At 70.9% G+C, this 21,323-nt stretch carries 20 protein-coding genes; 6 read left to right on the top strand and 14 right to left on the bottom strand.

What is annotated here, in order from left to right; translation table 11 throughout:
• Positions 1 to 54: 54 nt before the first annotated feature.
• Positions 55 to 1,635 carry an FAD-binding oxidoreductase gene (locus ACZ6JY_RS15335; protein ID WP_469196079.1) on the bottom strand — a complete coding sequence of 527 codons (1,581 nt, stop codon included), beginning with the start codon at positions 1,633 to 1,635 and terminating at the stop codon, positions 55 to 57.
• Positions 1,636 to 1,748: 113 nt separating this feature from the next.
• Positions 1,749 to 1,904, bottom strand: a complete 156-nt coding sequence (locus ACZ6JY_RS15330; protein ID WP_469196077.1) for a hypothetical protein — start codon at positions 1,902 to 1,904, stop codon at positions 1,749 to 1,751.
• A 151-nt stretch (positions 1,905 to 2,055) separates the two neighbouring features.
• Here ACZ6JY_RS15330 and ACZ6JY_RS15325 point away from each other — a divergent pair, with 151 nt between their 5' ends.
• Both ACZ6JY_RS15325 and ACZ6JY_RS15320 read left to right on the top strand, forming a co-directional pair.
• Positions 2,056 to 2,883 (top strand): SCO4651 family lipoprotein, encoded by an 828-nt coding sequence (locus ACZ6JY_RS15325; RefSeq protein WP_469196075.1) that lies wholly within the window; start codon positions 2,056 to 2,058, stop codon positions 2,881 to 2,883.
• Positions 2,884 to 3,007: 124 nt separating this feature from the next.
• Positions 3,008 to 3,199: a hypothetical protein gene (locus ACZ6JY_RS15320; protein WP_469196073.1), complete on the top strand. Its 192-nt coding sequence runs from the start codon at positions 3,008 to 3,010 to the stop codon at positions 3,197 to 3,199.
• A 391-nt stretch (positions 3,200 to 3,590) separates the two neighbouring features.
• Here the strand turns inward: ACZ6JY_RS15320 and ACZ6JY_RS15315 are convergent, their stop codons facing one another.
• Positions 3,591 to 3,950 (bottom strand): metal-sensitive transcriptional regulator, encoded by a 360-nt coding sequence (locus ACZ6JY_RS15315; protein WP_447038806.1) that lies wholly within the window; start codon positions 3,948 to 3,950, stop codon positions 3,591 to 3,593.
• 195 nt (positions 3,951 to 4,145) lie between these two features.
• On the opposite strand from ACZ6JY_RS15315, the gene ACZ6JY_RS15310 reads away from it, so the two are divergent.
• Positions 4,146 to 4,766, top strand: a complete 621-nt coding sequence (locus ACZ6JY_RS15310; protein WP_125513699.1) for a DUF47 domain-containing protein — start codon at positions 4,146 to 4,148, stop codon at positions 4,764 to 4,766.
• An 8-nt stretch (positions 4,767 to 4,774) separates the two neighbouring features.
• Complete coding sequence (locus ACZ6JY_RS15305; protein WP_469196070.1) at positions 4,775 to 5,773, top strand: inorganic phosphate transporter; 999 nt, start codon at positions 4,775 to 4,777, stop codon at positions 5,771 to 5,773.
• 141 nt (positions 5,774 to 5,914) lie between these two features.
• Here ACZ6JY_RS15305 and pstB read toward each other — a convergent pair whose 3' ends face one another.
• The 11 genes from pstB to mshD form a co-directional block, all read right to left on the bottom strand.
• Complete coding sequence (gene pstB / locus ACZ6JY_RS15300) at positions 5,915 to 6,691, bottom strand: phosphate ABC transporter ATP-binding protein PstB (protein ID WP_469196068.1); 777 nt, start codon at positions 6,689 to 6,691, stop codon at positions 5,915 to 5,917.
• An 88-nt stretch (positions 6,692 to 6,779) separates the two neighbouring features.
• Complete coding sequence (pstA, locus tag ACZ6JY_RS15295; RefSeq protein ID WP_469196066.1) at positions 6,780 to 7,859, bottom strand: phosphate ABC transporter permease PstA; 1,080 nt, start codon at positions 7,857 to 7,859, stop codon at positions 6,780 to 6,782.
• Positions 7,856 to 8,881 carry a phosphate ABC transporter permease subunit PstC gene (gene pstC / locus ACZ6JY_RS15290; protein WP_469196064.1) on the bottom strand — a complete coding sequence of 342 codons (1,026 nt, stop codon included), beginning with the start codon at positions 8,879 to 8,881 and terminating at the stop codon, positions 7,856 to 7,858. Before pstC ends, pstA begins: the two co-directional genes overlap by 4 nt.
• 113 nt (positions 8,882 to 8,994) lie before the next feature.
• A complete protein-coding gene (gene pstS / locus ACZ6JY_RS15285) occupies positions 8,995 to 10,119 on the bottom strand; it encodes a phosphate ABC transporter substrate-binding protein PstS (RefSeq protein WP_469196062.1) in 1,125 nt (374 codons plus the stop codon).
• A gap of 192 nt (positions 10,120 to 10,311) precedes the next feature.
• Positions 10,312 to 10,734: an NUDIX hydrolase gene (locus ACZ6JY_RS15280; RefSeq protein ID WP_469196061.1), complete on the bottom strand. Its 423-nt coding sequence runs from the start codon at positions 10,732 to 10,734 to the stop codon at positions 10,312 to 10,314.
• Positions 10,731 to 11,885, bottom strand: coding sequence for a CHAD domain-containing protein (locus ACZ6JY_RS15275; RefSeq protein WP_469196059.1), 1,155 nt, complete (start codon positions 11,883 to 11,885; stop codon positions 10,731 to 10,733). The genes ACZ6JY_RS15280 and ACZ6JY_RS15275 overlap by 4 nt, the downstream gene beginning before the upstream one ends.
• Complete coding sequence (locus ACZ6JY_RS15270) at positions 11,866 to 14,112, bottom strand: RNA degradosome polyphosphate kinase (protein ID WP_469196057.1); 2,247 nt, start codon at positions 14,110 to 14,112, stop codon at positions 11,866 to 11,868. Before ACZ6JY_RS15270 ends, ACZ6JY_RS15275 begins: the two co-directional genes overlap by 20 nt.
• Positions 14,113 to 14,394: 282 nt before the next feature.
• Entirely contained in the window at positions 14,395 to 15,411 is a 1,017-nt protein-coding gene (locus tag ACZ6JY_RS15265; RefSeq protein WP_469196055.1) for a hypothetical protein, read from the bottom strand.
• Complete coding sequence (locus ACZ6JY_RS15260; RefSeq protein WP_469196053.1) at positions 15,408 to 16,307, bottom strand: ABC transporter ATP-binding protein; 900 nt, start codon at positions 16,305 to 16,307, stop codon at positions 15,408 to 15,410. Before ACZ6JY_RS15260 ends, ACZ6JY_RS15265 begins: the two co-directional genes overlap by 4 nt.
• Positions 16,304 to 16,723: a GntR family transcriptional regulator gene (locus ACZ6JY_RS15255; protein WP_469196052.1), complete on the bottom strand. Its 420-nt coding sequence runs from the start codon at positions 16,721 to 16,723 to the stop codon at positions 16,304 to 16,306. The genes ACZ6JY_RS15260 and ACZ6JY_RS15255 overlap by 4 nt, the downstream gene beginning before the upstream one ends.
• Positions 16,724 to 16,886: 163 nt before the next feature.
• Positions 16,887 to 17,828 carry a mycothiol synthase gene (gene mshD / locus ACZ6JY_RS15250; RefSeq protein ID WP_469196050.1) on the bottom strand — a complete coding sequence of 314 codons (942 nt, stop codon included), beginning with the start codon at positions 17,826 to 17,828 and terminating at the stop codon, positions 16,887 to 16,889.
• A 209-nt stretch (positions 17,829 to 18,037) separates the two neighbouring features.
• On the opposite strand from mshD, the gene ACZ6JY_RS15245 reads away from it, so the two are divergent.
• Both ACZ6JY_RS15245 and ACZ6JY_RS15240 read left to right on the top strand, forming a co-directional pair.
• Positions 18,038 to 19,870 carry a bifunctional metallophosphatase/5'-nucleotidase gene (locus ACZ6JY_RS15245; RefSeq protein WP_469196048.1) on the top strand — a complete coding sequence of 611 codons (1,833 nt, stop codon included), beginning with the start codon at positions 18,038 to 18,040 and terminating at the stop codon, positions 19,868 to 19,870.
• A gap of 142 nt (positions 19,871 to 20,012) precedes the next feature.
• Positions 20,013 to 21,317, top strand: coding sequence for an LmeA family phospholipid-binding protein (locus ACZ6JY_RS15240; RefSeq protein ID WP_469196045.1), 1,305 nt, complete (start codon positions 20,013 to 20,015; stop codon positions 21,315 to 21,317).
• Positions 21,318 to 21,323 lie beyond the last annotated feature (6 nt).

Below are 21,323 nucleotides of genomic sequence, written 5' to 3'. Positions count from 1 at the left end.
GCCGCCTGACGTGACTGGCCATCAGACCGGTGAGCCGTCAGGCCTGGCGGTGCGTCAGAGAGCCTGCGGGAAGTCGAAGAAGCGGTTCGGGTCGTACCGCTTCTTCAGCTTCTTCAGGCGCGGCGCCGCGTCCCCGTAATAGGCCTCGCGCCAGTTCGTCAGCGTCGAGTCCGTGTAGTTCTGGTACGCCGCCCCGGACGCGTACCGTCCCATCGACCCGTGCGCCTTCTTCAGCCACGCCCGGGCGGCCGAACCCGACGTGCCCGCGCGCCACGACGCGATGTACTGGGCCAGCATGCGCGAGCGGCGGTGCACGAAGGCCGTCGCCGTCGGGTCGACGCGGTTGATGGCGCCGCCGAGCGCGGTGAGCGCGATGCTGCCCGCGCTCGCGCCCGTCACGTTCTCGATCTGCGACAGCATCGCGCGGATGCCCGCCGCCGACAGCGAACGGTCGAAGAAGTCCGAGCCCGCCGCGTACGTCTCCCGCTGGAGCGCGCCCTGCGTGTCGCGGCCCGGCGTCGCACCCGGCAGGTGGCACTGGTCGTCCGCCGCGAAGGACGAGCAGCCCGCGTACACCTCCATGGCCTCCTCGTACGTACGCCGCTTCAGGGAGACGCTGCGGGCCGAGGCGCCGATCTTGTCGGCGAGGCGGTCGACGGCGTTCTGCAGCTCGCCGTAGGTGCCGAGCGAGAAACAGGCGACGGAGACGGTCGGGGTGCCGCCTGGGGTGTTCGCCAGGTGGGCGGAGGACCATATCTCCTCGGGCTGGTCGGGCCCCCACTCCTGCCAGGCCTTGATGACGGCCGCCGCCTTCGACCAGGGCCAGGTCATGTACGCCGAGACTCCCTGGGGCGCGGCGTGCGTGCGGTAGGACAGCTCGGTGACGACACCGAAGTTGCCGTTGCCCGCGCCGCGCAGCGCCCAGAACAGCTCCTTGTTCTCCGACTTGGAGGCCCTGAGCTCCTTGCCGTCCGCCGTGATCAGCTTCGCGGAGGTGAGGCTGTCGCAGGTCAGACCGTACGCGCGGGAGACCACGCCGTGGCCGCCGCCTAGGGTCAGGCCCGAGATGCCGACGGTCGGGCAGGAGCCCGCGGGGATGGTGACGCCCTTCGCGGCGAGCGAGCGGTAGACGTCGATGAGTTTGGCGCCGCCGCCGATGGTCGCGCTGCGCCCGCTCGCCCGTATCCTGCTCAGCTTCGACACGTCGATGACGAGCCGTCCGGTGCCGGACGACCAGCCCGCGTACGAGTGGCCGCCGTTGCGTATCGCGACCGGCGTGCGGTGCGCGCGGGCGTAGGCGAGGGCCGTGCGGATGTCGTCCGGGTGCGCCACATAGGCGACGGCGGTGGGCCTCAGATTGTCGAAGCGGGTGTTGTAGAGCTGCCGGGCCGCAGCCCACTTGGCCTCGCCCGGCTGTACGAGGATGCCGTCCAGGTCCCTGGCGAGCGCCTTGAGCGTGGCGGGGGAGGTGGCCGCGGCGCTCGTCGTCCTGATCGGCGTGCCCCCGGGGCTCCCGCTGCCGCTCGTCGCCGCGCCCGTGCCGGGGGCCGCTCCCTGGCCCCCGCTCGAACAGCCCGCGACCGTGGCGGTGGCCAGCGTGGCCGCCGTGGTGCCGATGAACGTACGTCGTTCCATGAGCGCCTCCCGTTGCTTCCCGGAGAACGAGACGGTGTGCGCGGCGGCCGGGTTCCCCGGATCGCGGCGCTGTACGTCGGGCGGCTTCTACGTCGGGGCGCTCCCGTCAGGGGCTACGGGGACGCCTCGTGTTCGGCGGCGTCCGTGCGGGCCTTGCTGCGGGCTCTGCGGGCCGGGCCGCGCCAGCCGCAGGAACAGTGGGCCGCCACGAAACGGCCCTTCTCGACGGTCGACGTGCGGTGGGTTGCGAGGTCTTCCTGATCGGCCACGCGGACACGGTACCGACCGCGGGCGGACCAGGGGGCGTCATGGTGCGGCCCGGCCCCTGGGCCCGGCGTGACGGGTCAACGTACCGGTCGTTAGAACGAGGGGGGAATGACGGGGGATCGACAAGCGCGGACACGCTTGGGGGTACAGGCGATGGGTCAGCAGCGCAGGCGCACCGGCACAGCGGGCGCCGCGGTCGCGGTGGCGGGCCTGATGGCCGCCGCCACCGGGTGCGTGGGCGGCGGCGCGGCCGCCGACAGCGGCGGGGCCGAGGACCCCGCGAGCGCGCGGCAGGCGGTGCGGGGGGCCGCCGCGGCACTTGTCGGGGCGGGCAGCGCGAAGGCCAGTACGTCCATGGAGATGGACAGCGGCGGGACGCGCGTGACCATCCGGGGCGAGGGGCGCTACGACTTCGTCCGGCAGCGCGGGGAGTTCGAGGTGGTGCTCCCGCGGGACGCGGTGGCCCGCGGCACGCACCGGCCCATCACCGAGCTGATGGCCTCGGGGGCGCTGTACATGAAGAACCGCGGGGCCGGGGTGCCGGCCGACAAGTGGGTGCGGATCCAGACACGTTCGCTCTCCGACGGGAACCTCGTCACCGGGGGCGCCACGGACCCTCTCGCGGCGGCCGAGCTGCTGCGCGGGGCGCGGGACGTGTCGTACGTGGGGGAGGAGCGGGTCGGGGGCGTCGAGGTACGGCACTACCGCGGGGTCGCCGATCTGCGGGCCGCGGCCAAGGCTGCCTCCGCAGGTCAGCGCGGTGCGCTGGGGATCGCGGCGGCGAAAGGGTTCAGCAAGAAGGGGGTGCCCTTCGACGTCTACCTCGACGATCGGGGGCGGGTGCGGAAGCTGCGGCAGCAGTTCACCGTGGCCAACGGCGATGTGGCGTCCACCATGCTGCTCTACGGCTTCGGGGCGCCGGTGCGGGTGCGGCTTCCGGCCGAGAAGGACATCTTCGCCGGTGAAATCGCGGGGTCGTAGTCGCGTACGGCTGGTGGAAATGGTCCGTCCGTGCCATGCGCGGTGTGTAGGCCGCTCCCTACTCTAGGAAGTCGGTGCCGCGCCGGACGGGACGGGCGCGGGCCGTGCGGATCAGGAAGAGGTGATGGACGTGGCTCCGGTGCGTGGTGGTACGGCGGTTCAGGACCACGTCGCCCTCGCCGAGATCGAGCTCTGCGGTGACCTCATCATCGCGGCGAGTGCGGCGGCCGAGCGGCTCAGTTTTGACCGGATCGACGAGGTTCTGAGGGTCACGGACGGGCGGGAAGGCGGGGCCCGGGGCGACGACCGCGCCTAGCCCCTTCCCCTCGCCAGGGCCGCGGCGCCCCCTGCCCGCTGCCGCGGCTTCGCGCTTGCCGGGGGCGTTCCTGTCCGCCGCTGCGCGGCGATCTTTCCCACCCGCCCGCCCGGCACCCCGCATCGAGCGGCCAGGAACCGGAGTGGGTGTCGCTGCCGGTCAGCGGGCGGGTGGGTGGGAGAGAAGCCCGCGCAGCGGGACGCGTTCCCGCGCAGCCAAGCGCAAGGCCACCTCCGGCACGGCGGCCGCAGCCGCAGAGCACCCCCCCCGGCCACGGCGGCGGCAGCCGCAGCGCGCCCTCCCCCCCCAGGGCGGCAGCAGCCGCAGCGTGCCCTCGGGCTCCGGGGGCCGACAGCGCCCCGCAGGGGACCGTTGCCGCTCAGCGGGAGCGTTACGTTCGGAGCATTCGGGCGATCGCCTTCGTCGCCTCTTCCACCTTGGCGTCGATCTCCGTGCCGCCCTTGACCGCCGCGTCGGCCACGCAGTGGCGCAGGTGTTCCTCGAGGAGCTGGAGGGCGAAGGACTGGAGGGCCTTCGTGCTCGCCGAGACCTGCGTGAGTATGTCGATGCAGTAGACGTCCTCCTCGACCATGCGCTGGAGGCCGCGGACCTGGCCCTCGATGCGCCGCAGCCGCTTGAGGTGCTCGTCCTTCTGCTTGTGGTACCCGTGCACGCCGTGCGCGTGGTCGGAGGCCGCTGCGGGCTCCCCCGGGGTCGGCACGGCCGCGTCGGCCGCCTCGGTGGTCGTCATCGCGTCCTCCTCTGGGACTTATGTTGTGTTTCTGCAGTTCCGTATACCCCTGGCGGGTATATTCTAGCCGATTTTTCGGGGGGTGTGCTGATCACTGTGCCTGATGGGCGACACTGGGGAGCGGCCGGTTAGCCGTGGCCGGATGATGCGCCTAGCATCAGCCTGACCGCATCCAGAGCACCCCGAGGACCCCACGTGCGCTTTCGTCTGACCCCCAGGGAGACGAGCTTCTACGACATGTTCGCCGCATCCGCGGACAACATCGTCACGGGCTCGAAGCTCCTCATGGAACTGCTCGGAGCGGACTCGTCCGCCCGAGCCGAGATCGCAGAGCGTATGCGGGCCGCGGAACACGCGGGAGACGACGCGACGCATGCGATCTTCCACCAGCTGAACTCCTCGTTCATCACGCCCTTCGACCGCGAGGACATCTACAACCTCGCGTCGTCCCTGGACGACATCATGGACTTCATGGAGGAGGCCGTCGACCTGGTCGTCCTTTATCAGGTCGAGGAGCTTCCCAAGGGCGTCGAGCAGCAGATCGAGGTCCTCTCGCGGGCCGCGGAGCTCACGGCCGAGGCCATGCCGAACCTGCGGACCATGGAGAACCTCACCGAGTACTGGATCGAGGTCAACCGCCTGGAGAACCAGGCCGACCAGATCCACCGCAAGCTCCTCGCCCAGCTCTTCAACGGCAAGTACGACGCCATGGAGGTGCTGAAGCTGAAGCAGATCGTGGACGTCCTCGAAGAAGCGGCCGACGCCTTCGAGCATGTGGCGAACACCGTGGAGACCATCGCGGTCAAGGAGTCCTGAGCCTCGCCATGGACACCTTTGCTCTGGTCGTGACCATTGGCGTCGCGCTCGGCTTCACGTACACGAACGGCTTTCACGACTCCGCGAACGCCATCGCCACATCCGTCTCCACCCGCGCGCTGACGCCCCGCGCGGCGCTCGCCATGGCCGCGGTGATGAACCTCGCGGGCGCCTTCATGGGCAGCGGCGTCGCCAAGACCGTGAGCGAGGGGATCATCGAGACCCCGCACGGCGACAAGGGGATGTGGATCCTCTTCGCGGCGCTCATCGGCGCCATCGTGTGGAACCTCATCACCTGGTACTTCGGGCTGCCCTCGTCCTCGTCGCACGCGCTCTTCGGCGGCATGGTCGGCGCGGCGCTCGCCGGCGGCATCGGCGTCATCTGGTCCGGGGTCGTCGACAAGATCGTCATCCCGATGTTCCTGTCCCCGGTCGTCGGTCTCATCATCGGCTACCTGGTCATGTGCGCGATCATGTGGATGTTCCGCAGGTCCAACCCGCACAAGGCCAAGCGCGGCTTCCGCATCGCGCAGACGGTGTCCGCGGCCGGCATGGCCCTGGGCCACGGTCTCCAGGACGCGCAGAAGACGATGGGCATCGTCGTGATGGCCCTGGTCATCTCCGACGTGCAGAGCGCCGACGCCCCCATCCCGATCTGGGTCAAGATCTCCTGCGCGCTGATGCTCTCGCTCGGTACGTACGCGGGCGGCTGGCGCATCATGCGGACCCTCGGCCGCAAGATCATCGAGCTGGACCCGCCGCAGGGTTTCGCGGCGGAGACGACCGGCGCGGGCATCATGTTCACCACGGCGTTCATGTTCCACGCGCCGATCTCGACGACGCACGTCATCACCTCCGCGATCATGGGCGTGGGCGCGACGAAGCGGGTGAACGCGGTGCGGTGGGGTGTCGCCAAGAACATCATCCTGGGCTGGTTCATCACGATGCCCGCGGCCGCGCTCGTCGCGGCGGTCAGCTTCTACATCGTGAACTTCGCGTTCCTGTAGCGGCCGGAGCGGCATCCAGCGGTACGTGGAAGGCCGGCGGTACATGGAAGGGCCCGCCCCCGGGAGCCAGGGGCGGGCCCTTCTTGTTGTCCCTGCGGTGGCACCGCCATGCAGCACCGCGGGGAGCCCGGGGGCCGGGGCTCAGCCGAAGCGGCCCGAGATGTAGTCCTCGGTCGCCTGCACCGAGGGGTTGGAGAAGATCCGCGAGGTCTCGTCGATCTCGACGAGCTTGCCGGGCTGGCCGACCGCGGCCAGGTTGAAGAAGGCCGTACGGTCCGAGACACGGGCGGCCTGCTGCATGTTGTGCGTCACGATGACGATCGTGAAGCGCTCCTTCAGCTCGCCGATCAGGTCCTCGATGGCGAGGGTCGAGATGGGGTCGAGGGCCGAGCACGGCTCGTCCATGAGGAGCACCTGCGGCTCGACCGCGATGGCCCGCGCGATGCACAGGCGCTGCTGCTGGCCGCCGGAGAGACCGGAGCCGGGCTTGTTGAGGCGGTCCTTGACCTCGTTCCAGAGGTTCGCGCCCTTGAGGGACTTCTCGACGACGTCGCTCAGCTCGGACTTCTTGTACGAGCCGTTGAGCTTGAGGCCCGCGGCGACGTTGTCGAAGATCGACATCGTGGGGAACGGGTTCGGGCGCTGGAAGACCATGCCGATCGTGCGGCGCACGGCCACCGGGTCCACGCCGCGGCCGTAGAGGTCCTCGTCGTCCAGGAGCACCTTGCCCTCGACGCGGCCGCCGGGGGTGACCTCGTGCATACGGTTCAGGGTGCGCAGGAAGGTGGACTTGCCGCAGCCGGACGGGCCGATGAACGCCGTCACGGAGCGGGGCTCCACGGTCATCGAGATGTCGTCGATCGCCTTGTGGGAACCGTAGAAGGCCGTCAGGCCCGATACGTCGATTCGCTTGGCCATGGGAATCACTGCTTCTTTCGGAAAGCTCTGGGGGCGGGGCGAGAGGGCCGCTGGCATGGCCTCCGTCGGCGGGGCCGACGGGGGATGCCTAGCGGCCCGTCTTGGGGGCCTTCCAGCGGGCCACGCCGCGGGCCGCCAGGTTGAGGATCATGATGAAGCCGATGAGGGCGAGCGCCGCCGCCCAGGCGCGGTCGTACGAGGCGTCGGTGCCCGCCCCGTACTGCTGGTACACGTACAGCGGCAGCGAGGCCTGCGAACCCTCGAAGGGGTTCGTGTTGATCAGGGGGTTCACCCAGACCAGGAGCAGGACCGGCGCGGTCTCACCGGCGATGCGGGCCACCGAGAGCATGACGCCCGTGGTGATGCCGCCGATGGCGGTGGGCAGGACGACCTTGAGGATGGTCCGCCACTTCGGCACGCCGAGGGCGAGCGATGCCTCGCGCAGCTCGTTCGGGACGAGCTTGAGCATCTCCTCGGTGGACCGGACGATGACCGGCATCATCAGGATGGCGAGCGCCATGGCGCCGGCCCAGCCGGAGTAGTCGAAGCCCAGGAGCAGGATCCAGAAGCTGAGGACGAACAGGCCCGCGACGATCGAGGGGATGCCGGTCATGACGTCCACGAAGAACGTGATGACCTTGGAGAGCTTCCCGCGCCCGTACTCGACGAGGTAGACCGCGGTGAGCAGGCCGATCGGCACGGCGATCACGGAGGCCAGGAGCACCTGCTGGAGGGTGCCGACGAGGGCGTGGTAGATGCCGCCGCCGGTCTCGTCGTCGGCGACGACGCCCATCGAGTGGGTCAGGAAGTAGACGTCGAAGACCTTGATGCCGCGGTTCAGCGTCTCGTAGATCAGCGAGGCCAGCGGGACGACGGCCAGCAGGAACATGACCCACACCAGCGAGGTGGCGAGGCGGTCCTTGGCCTGGCGCGTGCCCTCGACGGCCGCCGCGAGGGCGTAGGAGCCGCCGATGAAGAGGACCGCGGCGATCAGGCCCCACTGGATGCGGCTTTCGAGGCCGGCTCCGGCGCCGATGCCGATGGCCACGGCGGCGGAACCGAGGGCGACGGCCGGGGACGACCAGCGGGGCAGGCTGGCGGCCTTCAGCGTCGAGGGACGCTTGACGAGCGGGGCGGGCGGGGTCGGTGTCGGTGTCGTGGTGCTCATGCGTTGGCCCCCGAGTACTCCTTGCGGCGCGCGATGATCAGGCGGGCCGCGCCGTTGACCAGCAGGGTGATGATGAAGAGCACCAGGCCGGAGGCGATGAGCGCGTCCTGGCCGTACTCGCTGGCCTCGTTGAACTTGCTTGCGATGTTCTGCGCGAAGGTGCCGCCGCCGAGGTCGAGCACGGACGCGCTGATGAGGAAGGTGGGGGAGAGCACGGTGGCCACGGCGATCGTCTCGCCGAGCGCGCGGCCGAGGCCCAGCATCGAGGCGGAGATGATGCCGGAGCGGCCGAAGGGGAGCACCGACATGCGGATGACCTCCCAGCGCGTGGCGCCGAGGGCGAGCGCGGCTTCCTCGTGCATCTTCGGGGCCTGGAGGAAGACCTCGCGGCTCACGTTCGTGATGATCGGCAGGATCATGATCGCGAGCAGGATGCCGACGGTCATCAGGGAGCGCGGGGCGCCGCCCTGGTACTCGAAGATCCCGGTCCAGCCGAAGTAGTCGTCGAGCCAGGTGTAGAGGCCCGTCAGCTTGGGTGCGACCACGAGGGCGCCCCACAGGCCGTACACGATCGAGGGTACGGCGGCCAGCAGGTCGATCACGAACGCGATCGGGGTGGCCAGCTTGCGCGGCGCGTAGTGCGAGATGAAGAGCGCGATGCCGATGGCGACGGGCACCGCGATCGCGAGGGCGATCACCGAGCTCACGACCGTGCCGAAGACCAGGACCGCGATGCCGAAGTACGGCTTGCCGCCGGTGCTCGCGCCGGCCGGGTCCCACTCGAAGGTGGTGAGGAAGTTGCCCGTGTTGTCGGAGAGCGCGAGCGTCGTGCGGTACGTGAGGAACGCCGCGATGGCGGCCATGATCACGAGGAGCGCTATGCCGGAGCCCCGGGAGAAGCCGAGGAAGATCCGGTCGCCCGGGCGCGTGGCACCGCGGGCGGCGGCCTTGCTCGCGGGAGCGGCGGGCCGGCCGGGGTCGCCGGGGGGTGGTGCCGTGGTGTTGCTGCTTGCTATGTCCATGGAGTTCTCCGGTCTGCGGAGCTGCCGTGCGCGTGGCGCGGGCGCTCCGTGGCGGCGGTGCACCGGACGGTGCGGCCGACCCTGTCCTGCGGGGCCGGCCGCACTCGGTTCAGCTAGCTCAGGGCCGCGACGGTGGTGCGGACCTTGGCGATGATCTCGGCCGGGATCGGCGCGTAGTCGTTCTCCTTGAGGACGTTCTGGCCGTCCTCGCTGGCGATGTAGGTCAGGAAGGACTTGGTGGCGGCGAGCGTCTCGGGCTTGTTGCCCTTCTCGCAGACGACCTCGTACGTGACCAGGGTGATCGGGTAGGCGCCCTCGGCGGTCGGCTTGTAGTTCAGCTCGAGCGCGAGGTCCTTGCCCTTGCCGACGACCTTGGCCTCGGAGATGGCCTTGGAGGCGTTGTCGACGGTGGCCTTCACCGGCTCCTTGGCGTCCGTCTTCAGGTCGACGGTCTTGATGCCGTCGCCCGCGTAGGAGAGCTCGAAGTAGGAGATGGCACCGGGGGTCTGCTTGACCTGGCCCGCGACACCGGCGGAGCCGTTCGCGGACTGGCCGCCCTTGGGCTCCCAGGACTTGCCCGGCTCGTACGGCCAGGCGTCGGGGGCCGCGCCCTTGAGGTACTTGGTGAAGTTGTCCGTGGTGCCGGACTCGTCGGAGCGGTGGAACGCCTGGACCTTGGTGCTGGGGAGCTTGGCGTCGGGGTTGAGCTTCGCGATCGCCTTGTCGTCCCAGGTCTTGATCTTGTCGTTGAAGATGTCGGAGAGCGTCTTGGCGTCCAGGGTCAGCTTGTCGACGCCGGGTACGTTGAAGCCGATGGCGATCGGGCCGCCGACCATCGGCAGGTCGATGGCCTGGCTGTCCTTGCAGACCTTCTTCGACTTCTCGATCTCCTCGGGCTTCAGCGCCGAGTCGGAACCGGCGAACGCCGTCTGGCCCTGGAGGAACGCCGTGATGCCCGCGCCCGAACCCGTCGGGTTGTAGTTGAGCTGCACGTCCTTGCAGTTGGTCGTGTAGACCTTCCGCCAGGCGTCGACGGCGTTCTTCTGCGCGGACGAGCCGGAGGCCGCGAGCTGGCCCTTGGCGTCGTCGCACTTGATGTTGGCGTTGGCGTTGGTCTCCTTGCCGCCATCGCCGGAGCTCGTGTCGTCGGAGCCGCACGCCGTGAGGGCCAGGGCGCCGGAGACGGCGATGGCGCCGAGGGAGAGGGCGCGGAGCCGGTTCTTGCGCTGAAGCTTCACTTTCGGGTGTTCCTTCCGGGAGCCGCCGGCCCGTTGCTGGCGGCGTGCGATGTCTGTCTTGCGCTTTTCTGTCGTGCAAGGCCGAAATTAGGCAGGACAGGTGAAGCAGCCGACTGGCACGAGTGAACGGGGGGTGAACCTCGGCGGTCGGCCTGGTGCGACATTGCATTACGGAAAGTACCCGAACGATTACTATCGGCTGAGTACGTTGAGCAGGGCGTCGACAAGCTGCTGGTCACGGAGCTGGGTGAGCCGGTCGCGGGCCTCGGCGGGCGGCAGCCAGCGGACGCGGTCGACCTCGCCGCTGGGCTCGAAGTGGCCGCCGGTCGCCTCGGCCGCCCAGTAGTCGACGCGCTTGGGGCGGCCCTGGACGGCGTAGTGGACGGTGGGCAGCCGGCTTCCGGGCGCGCAGCGTTGGCCGGTCTCCTCCTCGACCTCGCGCACGGCGCCGGCGAGCGGATCCTCGCCCCGCTTCAGCTTGCCCTTGGGGAAGGACCAGTCGTCGTAGCGGGGGCGGTGGACCAGGCAGAGCTCGAGGCCGCCGTCGACGGGGGAGCGGCGCCACAGGACGCAGCCGGCCGCCAGGACGGGCGCCCCGGCGTTGACGGACGTCATCGGGTGACCACCGCATCGTGCTGCCAGATCCGCTGGAAGGCGAAACGTGCCGCCTCGACCTCGTGGCGCTGGTCGGCGTGGAGCACGCCGAGGGCGTACGCGGTCGCCGGGGCGATACGGGGTGTCCGCGCGGCCTGGGCCGCCGCCTGGGCGGCTGCTGCGGCCTCGCGGTGGACGTCCAGGGCGTGGCCCGCCTCGACGATCCGGGGGTCGGGGCAGGCCTGGCCCAGCAGGGCCTCCTGGGCGTACCGGTGCAGGCGCAGCAGGGAGCGGACCTTCAGCCAGGGGGCGTCCTGGGCGTCGGGGACGGCGTCCGCGGCGAGGCCGTGGGTCAGCGCGCCCGCGTTGTACGGGTGGCCCGCCTGGCCCAGCGGGAGCGCGGCGACGGCTTCGGCGAGGTCCGCCTCCGCCCTGGCCGCGAGGTGCTTCGGGTCGTCCTCGGCGTCGGTGAGGGGCACCTCGCTGGCCAGCACGGCGATGGTGTCCGCCACCGCGTGGAACCGGGAGGAGCCAAGGGCCTGGAGGGCGGTGGAGTGGGCCCGCGTGCGGGCCAGCGTGAGCTGCCGCTCAAGCAGCGCCGCGGCCTTGGCCGCGCCCACCGTCAGGCCGCGTGAACCCCTGCCCGGCTCATCGGCACCCTGCGGCGGGAGCCGCTCCCACCCCTCCCCGAGCTCTCGGTCCCGTTCGAGCAGGGGAGAGCCCGGCCGCCGCGCGGAACGCCTGCCCGCGGCGGGGACGGAAGCGAGGCCGCTGTCCCCCGGCGTGGTGAGCGAGGCCGCGGCGGGCGCCGGCACGGGTGTCCCCGAGAGGCGGTGCAGGGCCCCCAGGAGGCGGTTCAGGCGGGCGGCGCAGGCGTACTCCTGGGCGAGTGTGCCGCGGAGCCAGGCCAGTTCGGGACGGAGCGCCGCCGCCCACTCGGGGTCGAGCAGCGGGCGGAACGTGTGCAGCGAGCCGCCGATCCGGCGGGCCGCGCAGCGCAGGGAACGGGCCGCCTCCAGGGAGTCCTCCGCGCCCCGCGCGTCCGTCGTGGACTCGCGGTGCATCCGCAGCGAGCGCAGGAACTCCGTGGCCTGCCCGCGCAGGTAGGCCGGCAGGGCCCCGTCCGCCGCGCCGGTCGCCGCCACTGTCGTCTCATGGTGTTGCTGTGCCACGCCGGCGCCTCCGGGCGTCTATGAGCATCTCCTGTACGTTCCGCAGGGGCTGGCCTTCCGGATCCAGCGAGTGGCGGGTCCAGTTGCCGTCGGCGCCCAGGTGCCAGGAGGCGGTGGTGTCCGACATGCCGGTCTCCAGGAGCCGGCTCAGGGCCGCACGGTGCGCCGGGTCCTGGACCCTGACGAGCGCCTCGATGCGGCGGTCGAGATTGCGGTGCATCATGTCGGCGCTGCCGATCCACACCTCCGGTTCGCCGCCGTTGCCGAAGGCGAAGACGCGGGAGTGCTCCAGGAAGCGGCCGAGGACGGACCGTACGCGGATGTTCTCCGAGAGCCCCGCGACGCCGGGCCGCAGCGCGCAGATCCCGCGCACCCACACGTCCACCTCGACGCCCGCCTGCGAGGCGCGGTACAGCGAGTCGATGACGCCCTCGTCGACCATCGAGTTGACCTTGACGCGGACGTAGGCGGGGCGGCCCGCGCGGTGGTGCTGGGCCTCCTTGTCGATACGGGCGACGAGCCCGTCGCGCAGGGACCTGGGGGCCACGAGGAGGCGGCGGTAGGTCTCCCTGCGGGAGTAGCCGGAGAGGCGGTTGAACAGGTCGGAGAGGTCCGCGCCGACCTCGGCGTTCGACGTGAGGAGGCCCAGGTCCTCGTAGAGCCGTGCGGTCTTGGGGTGGTAGTTGCCGGTGCCCACGTGCGAGTAGCGGACCAGAGTGTCGCCCTCCTGGCGCACGACCAGGGAGAGCTTGCAGTGGGTCTTCAGGCCGACGATGCCGTAGACCACATGGCAGCCCGCCTCCTCCAGCTTCCTCGCCCACTTGATGTTGGCCTGCTCGTCGAAGCGGGCCTTGATCTCGACGAGGACGAGGACCTGCTTGCCGGACTCCGCGGCGTCGATCAGCGCGTCCACTATCGGGGAGTCGCCCGACGTGCGGTACAGCGTCTGCTTGATGGCGAGGACGTCGGGATCGGCCGCGGCCTGCTCCAGGAACGCCTGGACGGAGGTGGAGAAGCTGTCGTACGGGTGGTGGAGCAGCACGTCGCGCTCGCGGAGTGCGGCGAAGATGTCGGGCGCGGACGCCGACTCGACCTCGGCGAGGTCACGGTGGGTGCCCGCCACGAACTTGGGGTACTTCAGCTCAGGCCGGTCCAGCTTGGCGATGCTGAAGAGCCCGGTGAGGTCGAGCGGGCCCGGCAGCGGATAGACCTCGGCCTCGCTGATCTTCAGTTCGCGCACCAGGAGGCTGAGGACGTTCGGCGCGATGGACTCCTCCACCTCCAGGCGCACGGGCGGCCCGAAGCGGCGCCGCATGAGCTCCTTCTCCAGGGCCTGGAGGAGGTTCTCGGCGTCGTCCTCCTCGACCTCCAGGTCCTCGTTCCTGGTGAGCCGGAACATGTGGTGCTCCTGGATCTCCATGCCGGGGAACAGCTCCTGGAGGTGCGCGGGAGCGGCGATGACGTCCTCTATGGGGACGTAGCGCTGGGGCGAGGCCTCCAGGAAGCGCGAGAGCAGCGGCGGGACCTTGACCCGCGCGAAGTGCTGATGCCCGGAGACCGGGTTGCGCACGACCACGGCGAGGTTGAGTGAGAGCCCCGAGATGTACGGGAACGGGTGCGCGGGGTCGACGGCCAGCGGGGTCAGGACGGGGAAGATCTGCTGCCGGAAGAGCGTGAAGAGGCGGGACTGCTCCTTGTCGGTCAGTTCCTGCCAGCGGACCAGCTGGATGCCCTCGTCGGCGAGGCCGGGTGAGACGTCGTCCTGGTAGCAGGCGGCGTGCCGGGCCATGAGCTCGCGGGAGCGGTTCCAGATGAGTTCCAGGACCTCGCGGGGCTGGAGCCCCGAGGCCGAACGGGTGGCGACACCGGTGGCTATACGGCGCTTGAGGCCCGCCACGCGCACCATGAAGAACTCGTCCAGGTTCGAGGCGAAGATCGCGAGGAAGTTCGCCCGTTCGAGGAGCGGGGTGTGCGGGTCCTCGGCGAGTTCGAGCACCCGCTCGTTGAAGGCGAGCCAGCTTCGCTCCCGGTCGAGGAACCGGCCCTGGGGCAGCCCGTGCCCGTCGTGCCCCGTCTGGCCGTCCTCGTCGTAGGAGTCCAGGTCGGCATCGATGTCGGGGGCGAGGTCGGAGACGGTGGCCGCGATGGTGTGCGGCCTGTGCGCGGCGATGGAACCGACGGACGGCTGGGCGTGCTGTACCTGTCCCGGCGTGTTCTGCTGGCTCATGGAGCCATTCTTCCGCGAGGGCACGCCGATAGGCGCGTCGGAGAGCGCGGGAGTGAGACGGCGCTTCCCGTCCTTCGGGGACGGCTTGCCGTTCTTCCGGGACGGCTTCCCCGTCTCCGGGGACGGCTTCCCGGTCTCCGGGGGTGGGTCGGGCACGGCGGGCTGCATTGCCTGAGCGTCGCAAGCTTGTCTGAATCAGCGGTTACGGCGACATGACGTGCGGGACATGGACCGAAGACCCCCGGGGGTTCTGGCCGGGGGCCTTCGACACGGTGCGCCGGCTCAGGCGGTGCGCCGGCGCAGCACCCGGAAGGCGGCGTAGACGGCGGCGGCGGTGAGGGCTAGGAGGATGCCGGTCTCCACGAGCTGGAGGGGCCAGAAGTGCGACGCGGGGTGGTAGTCGTTGTACCAGCCGGTGACATGGTGGTCGGCGTAGCACCGCTCCGAGTCCTTGGCCGGGGCCCAGCACAGCGACTCCGGCAGCCGGCCGCCGTCGGAGGTGAGCATGCCGCGCTCCACCAGGAGGCCGGAGGACGGCGTGGCGATCGGCTCGGTCCGCGACCAGGTGACCGTCTCGGTCGGCCACAGGTGGGGCCGCAGCAGCGGCAGCGTGAGGACCGCTCCCATGGTGACGGCCAGCGCGGCCGCCATCGCCGGCAGCGTACGGCGCAGCAGGATGCCGGTGAGCGCGCCGACGGCCAGGCCCAGCAGCGCGTACCCGAGAGCGACGGGGCCGACCGATCCGTACATCGGGCGCTCGTACCAAGAAGCCGCGGAGTACTCGAGCTTCGGACCTGTCGTCCACGCCCAGCGCTGGACGGCGACGAGCAGGACCACCCCGGTGGTCACGACCGCGACGCACAGCGTGAGCCGGTCGGCGAGCCAGCGGGCCGGGGAGAGCGACTGGGTCCACGCCACCTTGTACGTGCCCGTCTCCAGGTCCCTCGCGATGAGCGGGCCCGCGGCGAACGCCCCGATCAGACAGGGCAGCGCGAGAACACCCGCCCCCAGGTAGTCGAGGTTCCTGCCGAACTGGAGCTCGGCGTCGAGGTAGCCGCGGACCGGGCCGCCGCAATCCGCCATGCGCTGCCTGATCGGACAGCCGGTCGCCGAGAAGACGTCGGCCGCGTGGGCGACCCACAGCCGGTCCGCGGCCAGTGCCGCGGCGGAGAGGGCGAACAGCCCCAGCGCGACCCACAGCGCGGTGCGGTGCTGGCGCAGGACGGCGCGGTACGGGCCCGGCAGGGTGAAGGCGGTCCGGCGGGGCGTTGCGGCGGCCACCGCCGGCGACGCGGTCACGCGGTCACCACCGGCTGGTCGGCGGAGGTGCCCGGGGTGAGCAGCGCGGGGGCGTCCGGTGCGCGGAGATGGGCGAGCAACAGCTCCTCCAGGGAGGGTTCTTCGACGTCCCAGTCGTCGCCGACCGGGCCCTCGGGACGGATCAGGGCCGACAGTCCGCGCCCGGTGGCGCGGGACTCGACGACGGTGTGCGGGTGCAGGCGGTCGGCCGGTCCGCGCCCGGTGACCAAGCGGTGTGCGTCGATCAGGTCGTCGATGCCGCCGCCGAGCCTGACCTGTCCGGCGGATACGAGGAGCAGGTGGTCGCAGGCGTCGGCGAGTTCGCCGACGATGTGCGAGGACATGACCACGGTGGTTCCGTGCTCGGCGGCCTCCGCCATGAGCGTGCCCATGAGCTGGTGGCGCGCGAGCGGGTCGAGGTCGGCCATCGGCTCGTCCAGGAGCAGGAGTTCGGCCCGCTTGCCCAGCGCGAGGGCGAGCGCGACGCGGGTGCGCTCGCCGCCGGAGAGCGTGCGGACGCGGGCGTCCGGGGCCAGGCCGCTGCCGCTGATGACGCGCTCGGCGACCGCCATGTCCCAGCGCCCGGCGTTGAGTTCCGCACCGAGCCGCAGGGTGCCCGCGATGGTCAGCTGCGGATGGAGCGGCTTGTCCTGGGCGACGTACGCCACGCGGGCGCGGGCCTCCGCGGGGCTCGTGCCGAGGACGGTCAGCGTGCCCGCGCTGGGGCGGTCGAGCCCGGCGGCGAGCGCGAGCAGCGTGGACTTGCCGGCGCCGTTCGGGCCGACGACCGCGCAGACGCGCCCTGTGGGCAGCCGGAACGCGCAGTCGCGCAGGGCGTGGCGGTGCCGGCCGTAACGTTTGGTGAGGGCGTGCGCCTCGATGGCGGTGCCGGTCATGCGGGGTCCCCCTCGGTCGCTGAAGCTCGCGGTGCGGGCCGCTCCGCGAACTGCTCCTCAAGTACGGCGGCGAAGAGCGCCGCCACGTCGTCCTTCTCCAGGCCCGCCGTCCGGGCCCGCGCGGCCCACTCGACGAGCTCCCCCCGCAGCGGCGAGTCCGCCGGTGCGCTGCCCAGTGACTTCCGTACGAAGGTGCCGAGGCCCCGGCGGGCTTCCACCAGGCCCTCGCGCTCCAGCTCCCGGTAGGCCTTCAGGACCGTGTTCGGGTTGATGGCGGTCGCCTCGACGACCTCGCGGGCCGTGGGCAGCTTGTCGCCGGGCTCCAGCAGGCCGAGGCGGAGCGCCTGGCGGGTCTGCTGGACGATCTGGAGATAGGTGGCGACGCCACTGCGCCGGTCGATGCGGAACTCGACCACTGCTGCACCACCCTTTCACTAATTGAGTAGTGAAAGGGTGGTGCAAGAGAGGGGCGGCGTCAAGTGACGCCGCCCCTCAAGGACTTGGGCCGGGCCCCGCGAAGGACTGACCGGGCCCCGCGAAGGACTTGACCGGGCCCGCGCTTTGGCGGGAAGTCGCAGGTCAGGACTCCGTGCGGTACATCAGGTCCGTCTCGTGGGTGACGAAGCCGAGGCGTTCGTAGACGCTGACGGCCGCCTTGTTGTCCGCGTCCACGTACAGCATCGCGGTCGGCAGGCCCGCCTCGGCGAGGTGGCGCAGGCCCGTCGTGGTCAGGGCCTTGCCGAGGCCGCCGCCCTGGGCGCCGGGGCGGACCCCGAGCACGTACACCTCGCCGAGGCGCTCCTGCTCGTGCACCTTCGTCCAGTGGAAGCCCACCAACCGGCCGTCGCTCTCGCGCTCGGCCAGGAAGAAGCCCGCAGGGTCGAACCACGGCTCGGCCTTGCGGTCGTCCAGGTCGCGCTGGGTGAGGGAGCCCTGCTCGGGGTGGTGCGCGAAGGCCTCGGCGTTCACCGCGAGCCAGGCCGCGTCGTCCTGGCCGGGGACGAAGGTGCGTACGGAGACGCCCTCGGGGAGGACCGGCTCCGGCAGCGCCAGGTCCGCCAGGGGGCGCCGCATCTGCCGCAGTTCGCGGAAGAGGGAGAGGCCGAGCACCTGCGCCAGGTGCCGGGCCGCGGAGTGGCCGCCGTGCGCCCAGACGCGCAGCCGCCGCCCGGACTGCGCGAGCAGCGCGGAGCCGAGCGCCCTGCCGTGGCCGCGGCCGCGGTGCGAGGGGTGCACGACCAGCTCGGCGGCGGGGGCCTCCACGGGGTCGGTGTCCTCCAGCTGCGCGTACCCCACGAGGTCGTCGCCGACGCTGAGCAGCAAGTGCTCGACGCCCTCGCGCGCGCCGCCGCGGAGCTGTAGCCGCCCCTGCTCGGACACCGCCTGCTGCCCGTCGTTGCGCGCGGCCTCGGCGAGGAGCCCGAGCACGGCATCGGCCTGCGCGGAGGTGAGGGTGGCGAGGGTGTCGATCTTCCGGAGGGGAGCGGGGGCCTGGGCCTCGGCGGGGCGGTCGTCAGTCATACGTCAGACGGTAACCGGCGGGGGCGGTGCCTGGCGGCGGCCTTGGGCGCCGGGTTCTCGCGCTCCGCGCTCGTCCTCAAACGCCGGACGGGCTTGATTTCCATGCCGCGCAACCAGGCTGTAACCCGTTACCCCCTGTTGCGCTACGCGCGTTGACCTTAGGCTCCGAGCGTTTCGTACCTCTCCGCATCCGACCCTTGGGGGAACGCGTGACCGTCAGATCCACGAACCGACGGCCCAGGCGCCGTGCCACCCGTGTCCTTGCCGTGGCGGCGGGGCTCGCGACCGCCGGGGCGCTGGTCGCCGCGTTGCCCGCCAGTGCGGGGCAGGACCAGGCAGGACAGGGCAAGGGTGGCAAGAAGCGCACCGTCGATGTGCAGCTGCTGTCCTTCAACGACTTCCACGGCAATCTTCAGCCGCCCGCGGGTTCATCGGGCCAGGTGACGGAGGAGCACGCCGACGGGAGCGAGACGAAGATCGACGCCGGTGGCGTCGAGTATCTGGCGACCTCCCTGCGCACCGCCCGCAAGGCGCACCCCTACAGCGTGACGGCCGCCGCCGGTGACCTCATCGGCGCCAGCCCGCTGCTCTCCGGTCTCTTCCACGACGAGCCCACGGTCCAGGCGATGAACAAGCTGGACCTGGACGTCACGAGCGTCGGCAACCACGAGTTCGACGAGGGTGCCAAGGAACTGGCCCGTATCCAGAACGGCGGCTGCCACCCCAAGGACGGCTGCTACGAGAAGGACAAGCGGGGCAAGGACAAGAAGTTCGAGGGCGCCGACTACCCCTACCTCGCGGCCAACGTCACCGACGAGAAGACCGGCGAGCCCATCCTCAAGCCCTACTACGTGTGGAAGCACAAGGGCGTCAAGATCGGCTTCATCGGCGTGACCCTTGAGGGCACCCCCGACATCGTCTCCGCCGACGGCGTCAAGGGCCTGAAGTTCCACGACGAGATCGAGACGGTCAACAAGTACGCCAAGATCCTCGACAAGCAGGGCGTGAAGTCCATCGTCACGCTCATCCACGAGGGCGGCGTGCCCACGAGCCCGGCGTACAACTACGACTGCGACTCGCCGGGCGCCGGCGACGGCATCTCCGGGCCGATCACCGACATCGCCAAGGGCATCACGCCCAAGGTGGACGCCCTGGTCACGGGCCACACGCACAGCGCGTACGTCTGCACGGTCCCCGACCCGGCGGGCAAGCCGCGCATGGTCACATCGGCGTCCTCGTTCGGCAAGCTCTACACCGACACGACGCTGACGTACGACCGCGCGACCAAGGACATCGTCCGTACGAGCGTGAAGTCCGCGAACCACGTCGTCAGCCGTGAGCAGGCCAAGGCGCCCGACATGACCTCGCTGATCTCCCGCTGGGACAAGCTGGCCGCGCCCGTCGCCAACAAGGCGGTCGGCTACATCTCCGCGGACATCCCCGGCCGCGGCGCCACCACCCCCGAGTCCCCGCTCGGCGACCTCATCGCGGACGCGCAGCTCGCGCACGCCAAGTCCCTGGACCCCGAGGCCGATCTGGCGCTGATGAACCCGGGCGGCATCCGCTCCGACATCGTGCACAAGGCGAGCGGCAACGAGGGCGACGGCGTCGTCACATACGGCGAGGCGTTCACCGTGCAGCCGTTCAGCAACACGGTCAACCTCGTCGACCTGACCGGTGCTCAGCTCGTCACCGCCCTGAAGCAGCAGGTCAGCGGGGCCAACGCCAACTCCCCGAAGATCCTTCAGATCTCGGACGGGCTGACGTACACCCTCGACATGACCAAGACCGGCGCCGACCGTGTCGTCACCGGCACGATCAAGCTGAACGGTCAGGCGCTCGACCCGGCGGCCACCTACCGCGTCGCCCTGAACTCCTTCCTCGCCGGCGGCGGCGATGGCCTCCCCGAGCTGGGCAAGGGCGCGAAGCCGCTGGTCGGCGCGGACGACCTGAAGGCGTTCAACGACTACCTGAGCGCCAACTCCTCGGCGGACAAGCCCATCGCCCCGCCGAAGGCCGACCGGATCACGGTCGTGAAGTGACCTCCCGGAAGTGACGTAGATGACGTCCCGGTGAACTTCAACGCCCTGACCAGGGGCGGGATCGGCGCGGTAAGCCGCCGAAACCGTCGCTTACCGGGAGTCAGGCTTGGGGTGGGGTGTGAACGTATGGTGAGATCGACCGATGCGTTCCCCCCACCGCATAGCCACGCATCCTTCGGATGCCCCTCATGACCACTCCGATGTCCCACTCGACCACTCCGACCGCGGCCACGACACCGCTCGGCTCCCGGCCACCCCGTACACCAATCCGTACGACGAGCTGGCCGCCCTCGCGCCCAACCCGCTGGAGGAATTCCTCCACGAGGACAAGGCGTCACCGGGTCCGGACGGGCCCGACGGCGAGGACGACTCCTGGGAGCCGCCCAACCACCGTCGGCGCCGCCGCAGCCGTCGCCGCAACCGCTTCACAGGCCTCCCGCTGGCCGCGAAGGGCCTGGTCGCCCTGGTCGTCGCCGCCGCCTTCCTCGCCCTCGGCGACCGCTGGGCGCTGCTCTACGCCGAGCACGAGGCCGCGGACAAGCTCAAGGACCAGATGAACCTGAGCGCGGCGCCCGAGGTCGACATCGAGGGCTTCCCGTTCCTCACCCAGGTCCTCGACAAGCGCCTGGACCGGGTGAAGGTGACCGTCCCGGACGTCGCGGCCGACCGCGTCTCGCTCGCCAAGGTCTCCGCGACCGCCACCGACGTCAGGATCGACGGGGACGGGCCCACCTCGGTCAAGGGCGCGCGGATCGGCGCCATGAACGGCGAGGTGCTGCTCTCCTTCGAGGACCTCAACCGCGAACTGGGCGCATCCCAGGTCACGTTCACCGGCAAGGGCCGCGACCAGGTCCTGGCGCGCGGCACGCTGCCCGTGGCGGGGCACGACCTGAAGGTGCGCGCCGACGCCCGCATCCAGCGCAACGGCGACCGCGGCATCTCCACCGACATCGGCGGCATGAGCCTGCAACTCGGCGACCTCGCGACGTACCGTCCCGGCACGCGCGAGAAGGAGGGCCTGCACCTGTCGGAGAAGTCCGCCGACCGCGTCGCCGAGGAGACGTCGAAGGCGAAGGCCCTGCTCTCCGTCCCCGCGATCGTCGAGCGGCTCGGCGTCCCCGAATCGGTCGTCCGCGAGGCCCTGAAGAGCGACACCAAGCTGAACGAACTCACCGGTTCCGCCCGCTTCGTCGACGACGTGATGAGCCTCAACCTCATCGACGTCGCGATGGGCCACCCCTGGCTGCTCAAGAAGCTCGGCCTCGACCCCGCCCTGCTCAAGGGCCTCTCCGGCCTCACCCGTCCCGTCCTCGCCGACCGCCTGACCCTCGCCTTCCAGCTCCCGAAGCCGCCGGGCGCGGGCACGGTGACGCTCCAGGACGTGACCGTGGAGAAGGAAGGCATCCGCGTACGGCTCACCGGCTCGGGGCTCGGCATCGGCGGCTAGGGTTTC

This window comes from Streptomyces sp. NPDC046335 (assembly GCF_055587985.1).
Note: the sequence above shows the minus strand (reverse complement) of the source record. Positions and strands in the feature narration are given on the sequence as shown.

Excerpts from the sequence above, each read along its gene's own strand:
- pstC (WP_469196064.1), bottom strand. The coding sequence starts at position 8,881 with ATGGACATAGCAAGCAGCAACACCACGGCACCACCCCCCGGCGACCCC.
- ACZ6JY_RS15320 (WP_469196073.1), top strand. The coding sequence starts at position 3,008 with ATGGACGTGGCTCCGGTGCGTGGTGGTACGGCGGTTCAGGACCACGTC.
- pstA (WP_469196066.1), bottom strand. The coding sequence starts at position 7,859 with ATGAGCACCACGACACCGACACCGACCCCGCCCGCCCCGCTCGTCAAG.
- ACZ6JY_RS15280 (WP_469196061.1), bottom strand. The coding sequence starts at position 10,734 with ATGACGTCCGTCAACGCCGGGGCGCCCGTCCTGGCGGCCGGCTGCGTC.
- ACZ6JY_RS15260 (WP_469196053.1), bottom strand. The coding sequence starts at position 16,307 with ATGACCGGCACCGCCATCGAGGCGCACGCCCTCACCAAACGTTACGGC.
- ACZ6JY_RS15270 (WP_469196057.1), bottom strand. The coding sequence starts at position 14,112 with ATGAGCCAGCAGAACACGCCGGGACAGGTACAGCACGCCCAGCCGTCC.
- ACZ6JY_RS15305 (WP_469196070.1), top strand. The coding sequence starts at position 4,775 with ATGGACACCTTTGCTCTGGTCGTGACCATTGGCGTCGCGCTCGGCTTC.
- pstB (WP_469196068.1), bottom strand. The coding sequence starts at position 6,691 with ATGGCCAAGCGAATCGACGTATCGGGCCTGACGGCCTTCTACGGTTCC.
- ACZ6JY_RS15325 (WP_469196075.1), top strand. The coding sequence starts at position 2,056 with ATGGGTCAGCAGCGCAGGCGCACCGGCACAGCGGGCGCCGCGGTCGCG.
- ACZ6JY_RS15315 (WP_447038806.1), bottom strand. The coding sequence starts at position 3,950 with ATGACGACCACCGAGGCGGCCGACGCGGCCGTGCCGACCCCGGGGGAG.
- ACZ6JY_RS15335 (WP_469196079.1), bottom strand. The coding sequence starts at position 1,635 with ATGGAACGACGTACGTTCATCGGCACCACGGCGGCCACGCTGGCCACC.
- mshD (WP_469196050.1), bottom strand. The coding sequence starts at position 17,828 with ATGACTGACGACCGCCCCGCCGAGGCCCAGGCCCCCGCTCCCCTCCGG.
- ACZ6JY_RS15240 (WP_469196045.1), top strand. The coding sequence starts at position 20,013 with ATGCGTTCCCCCCACCGCATAGCCACGCATCCTTCGGATGCCCCTCAT.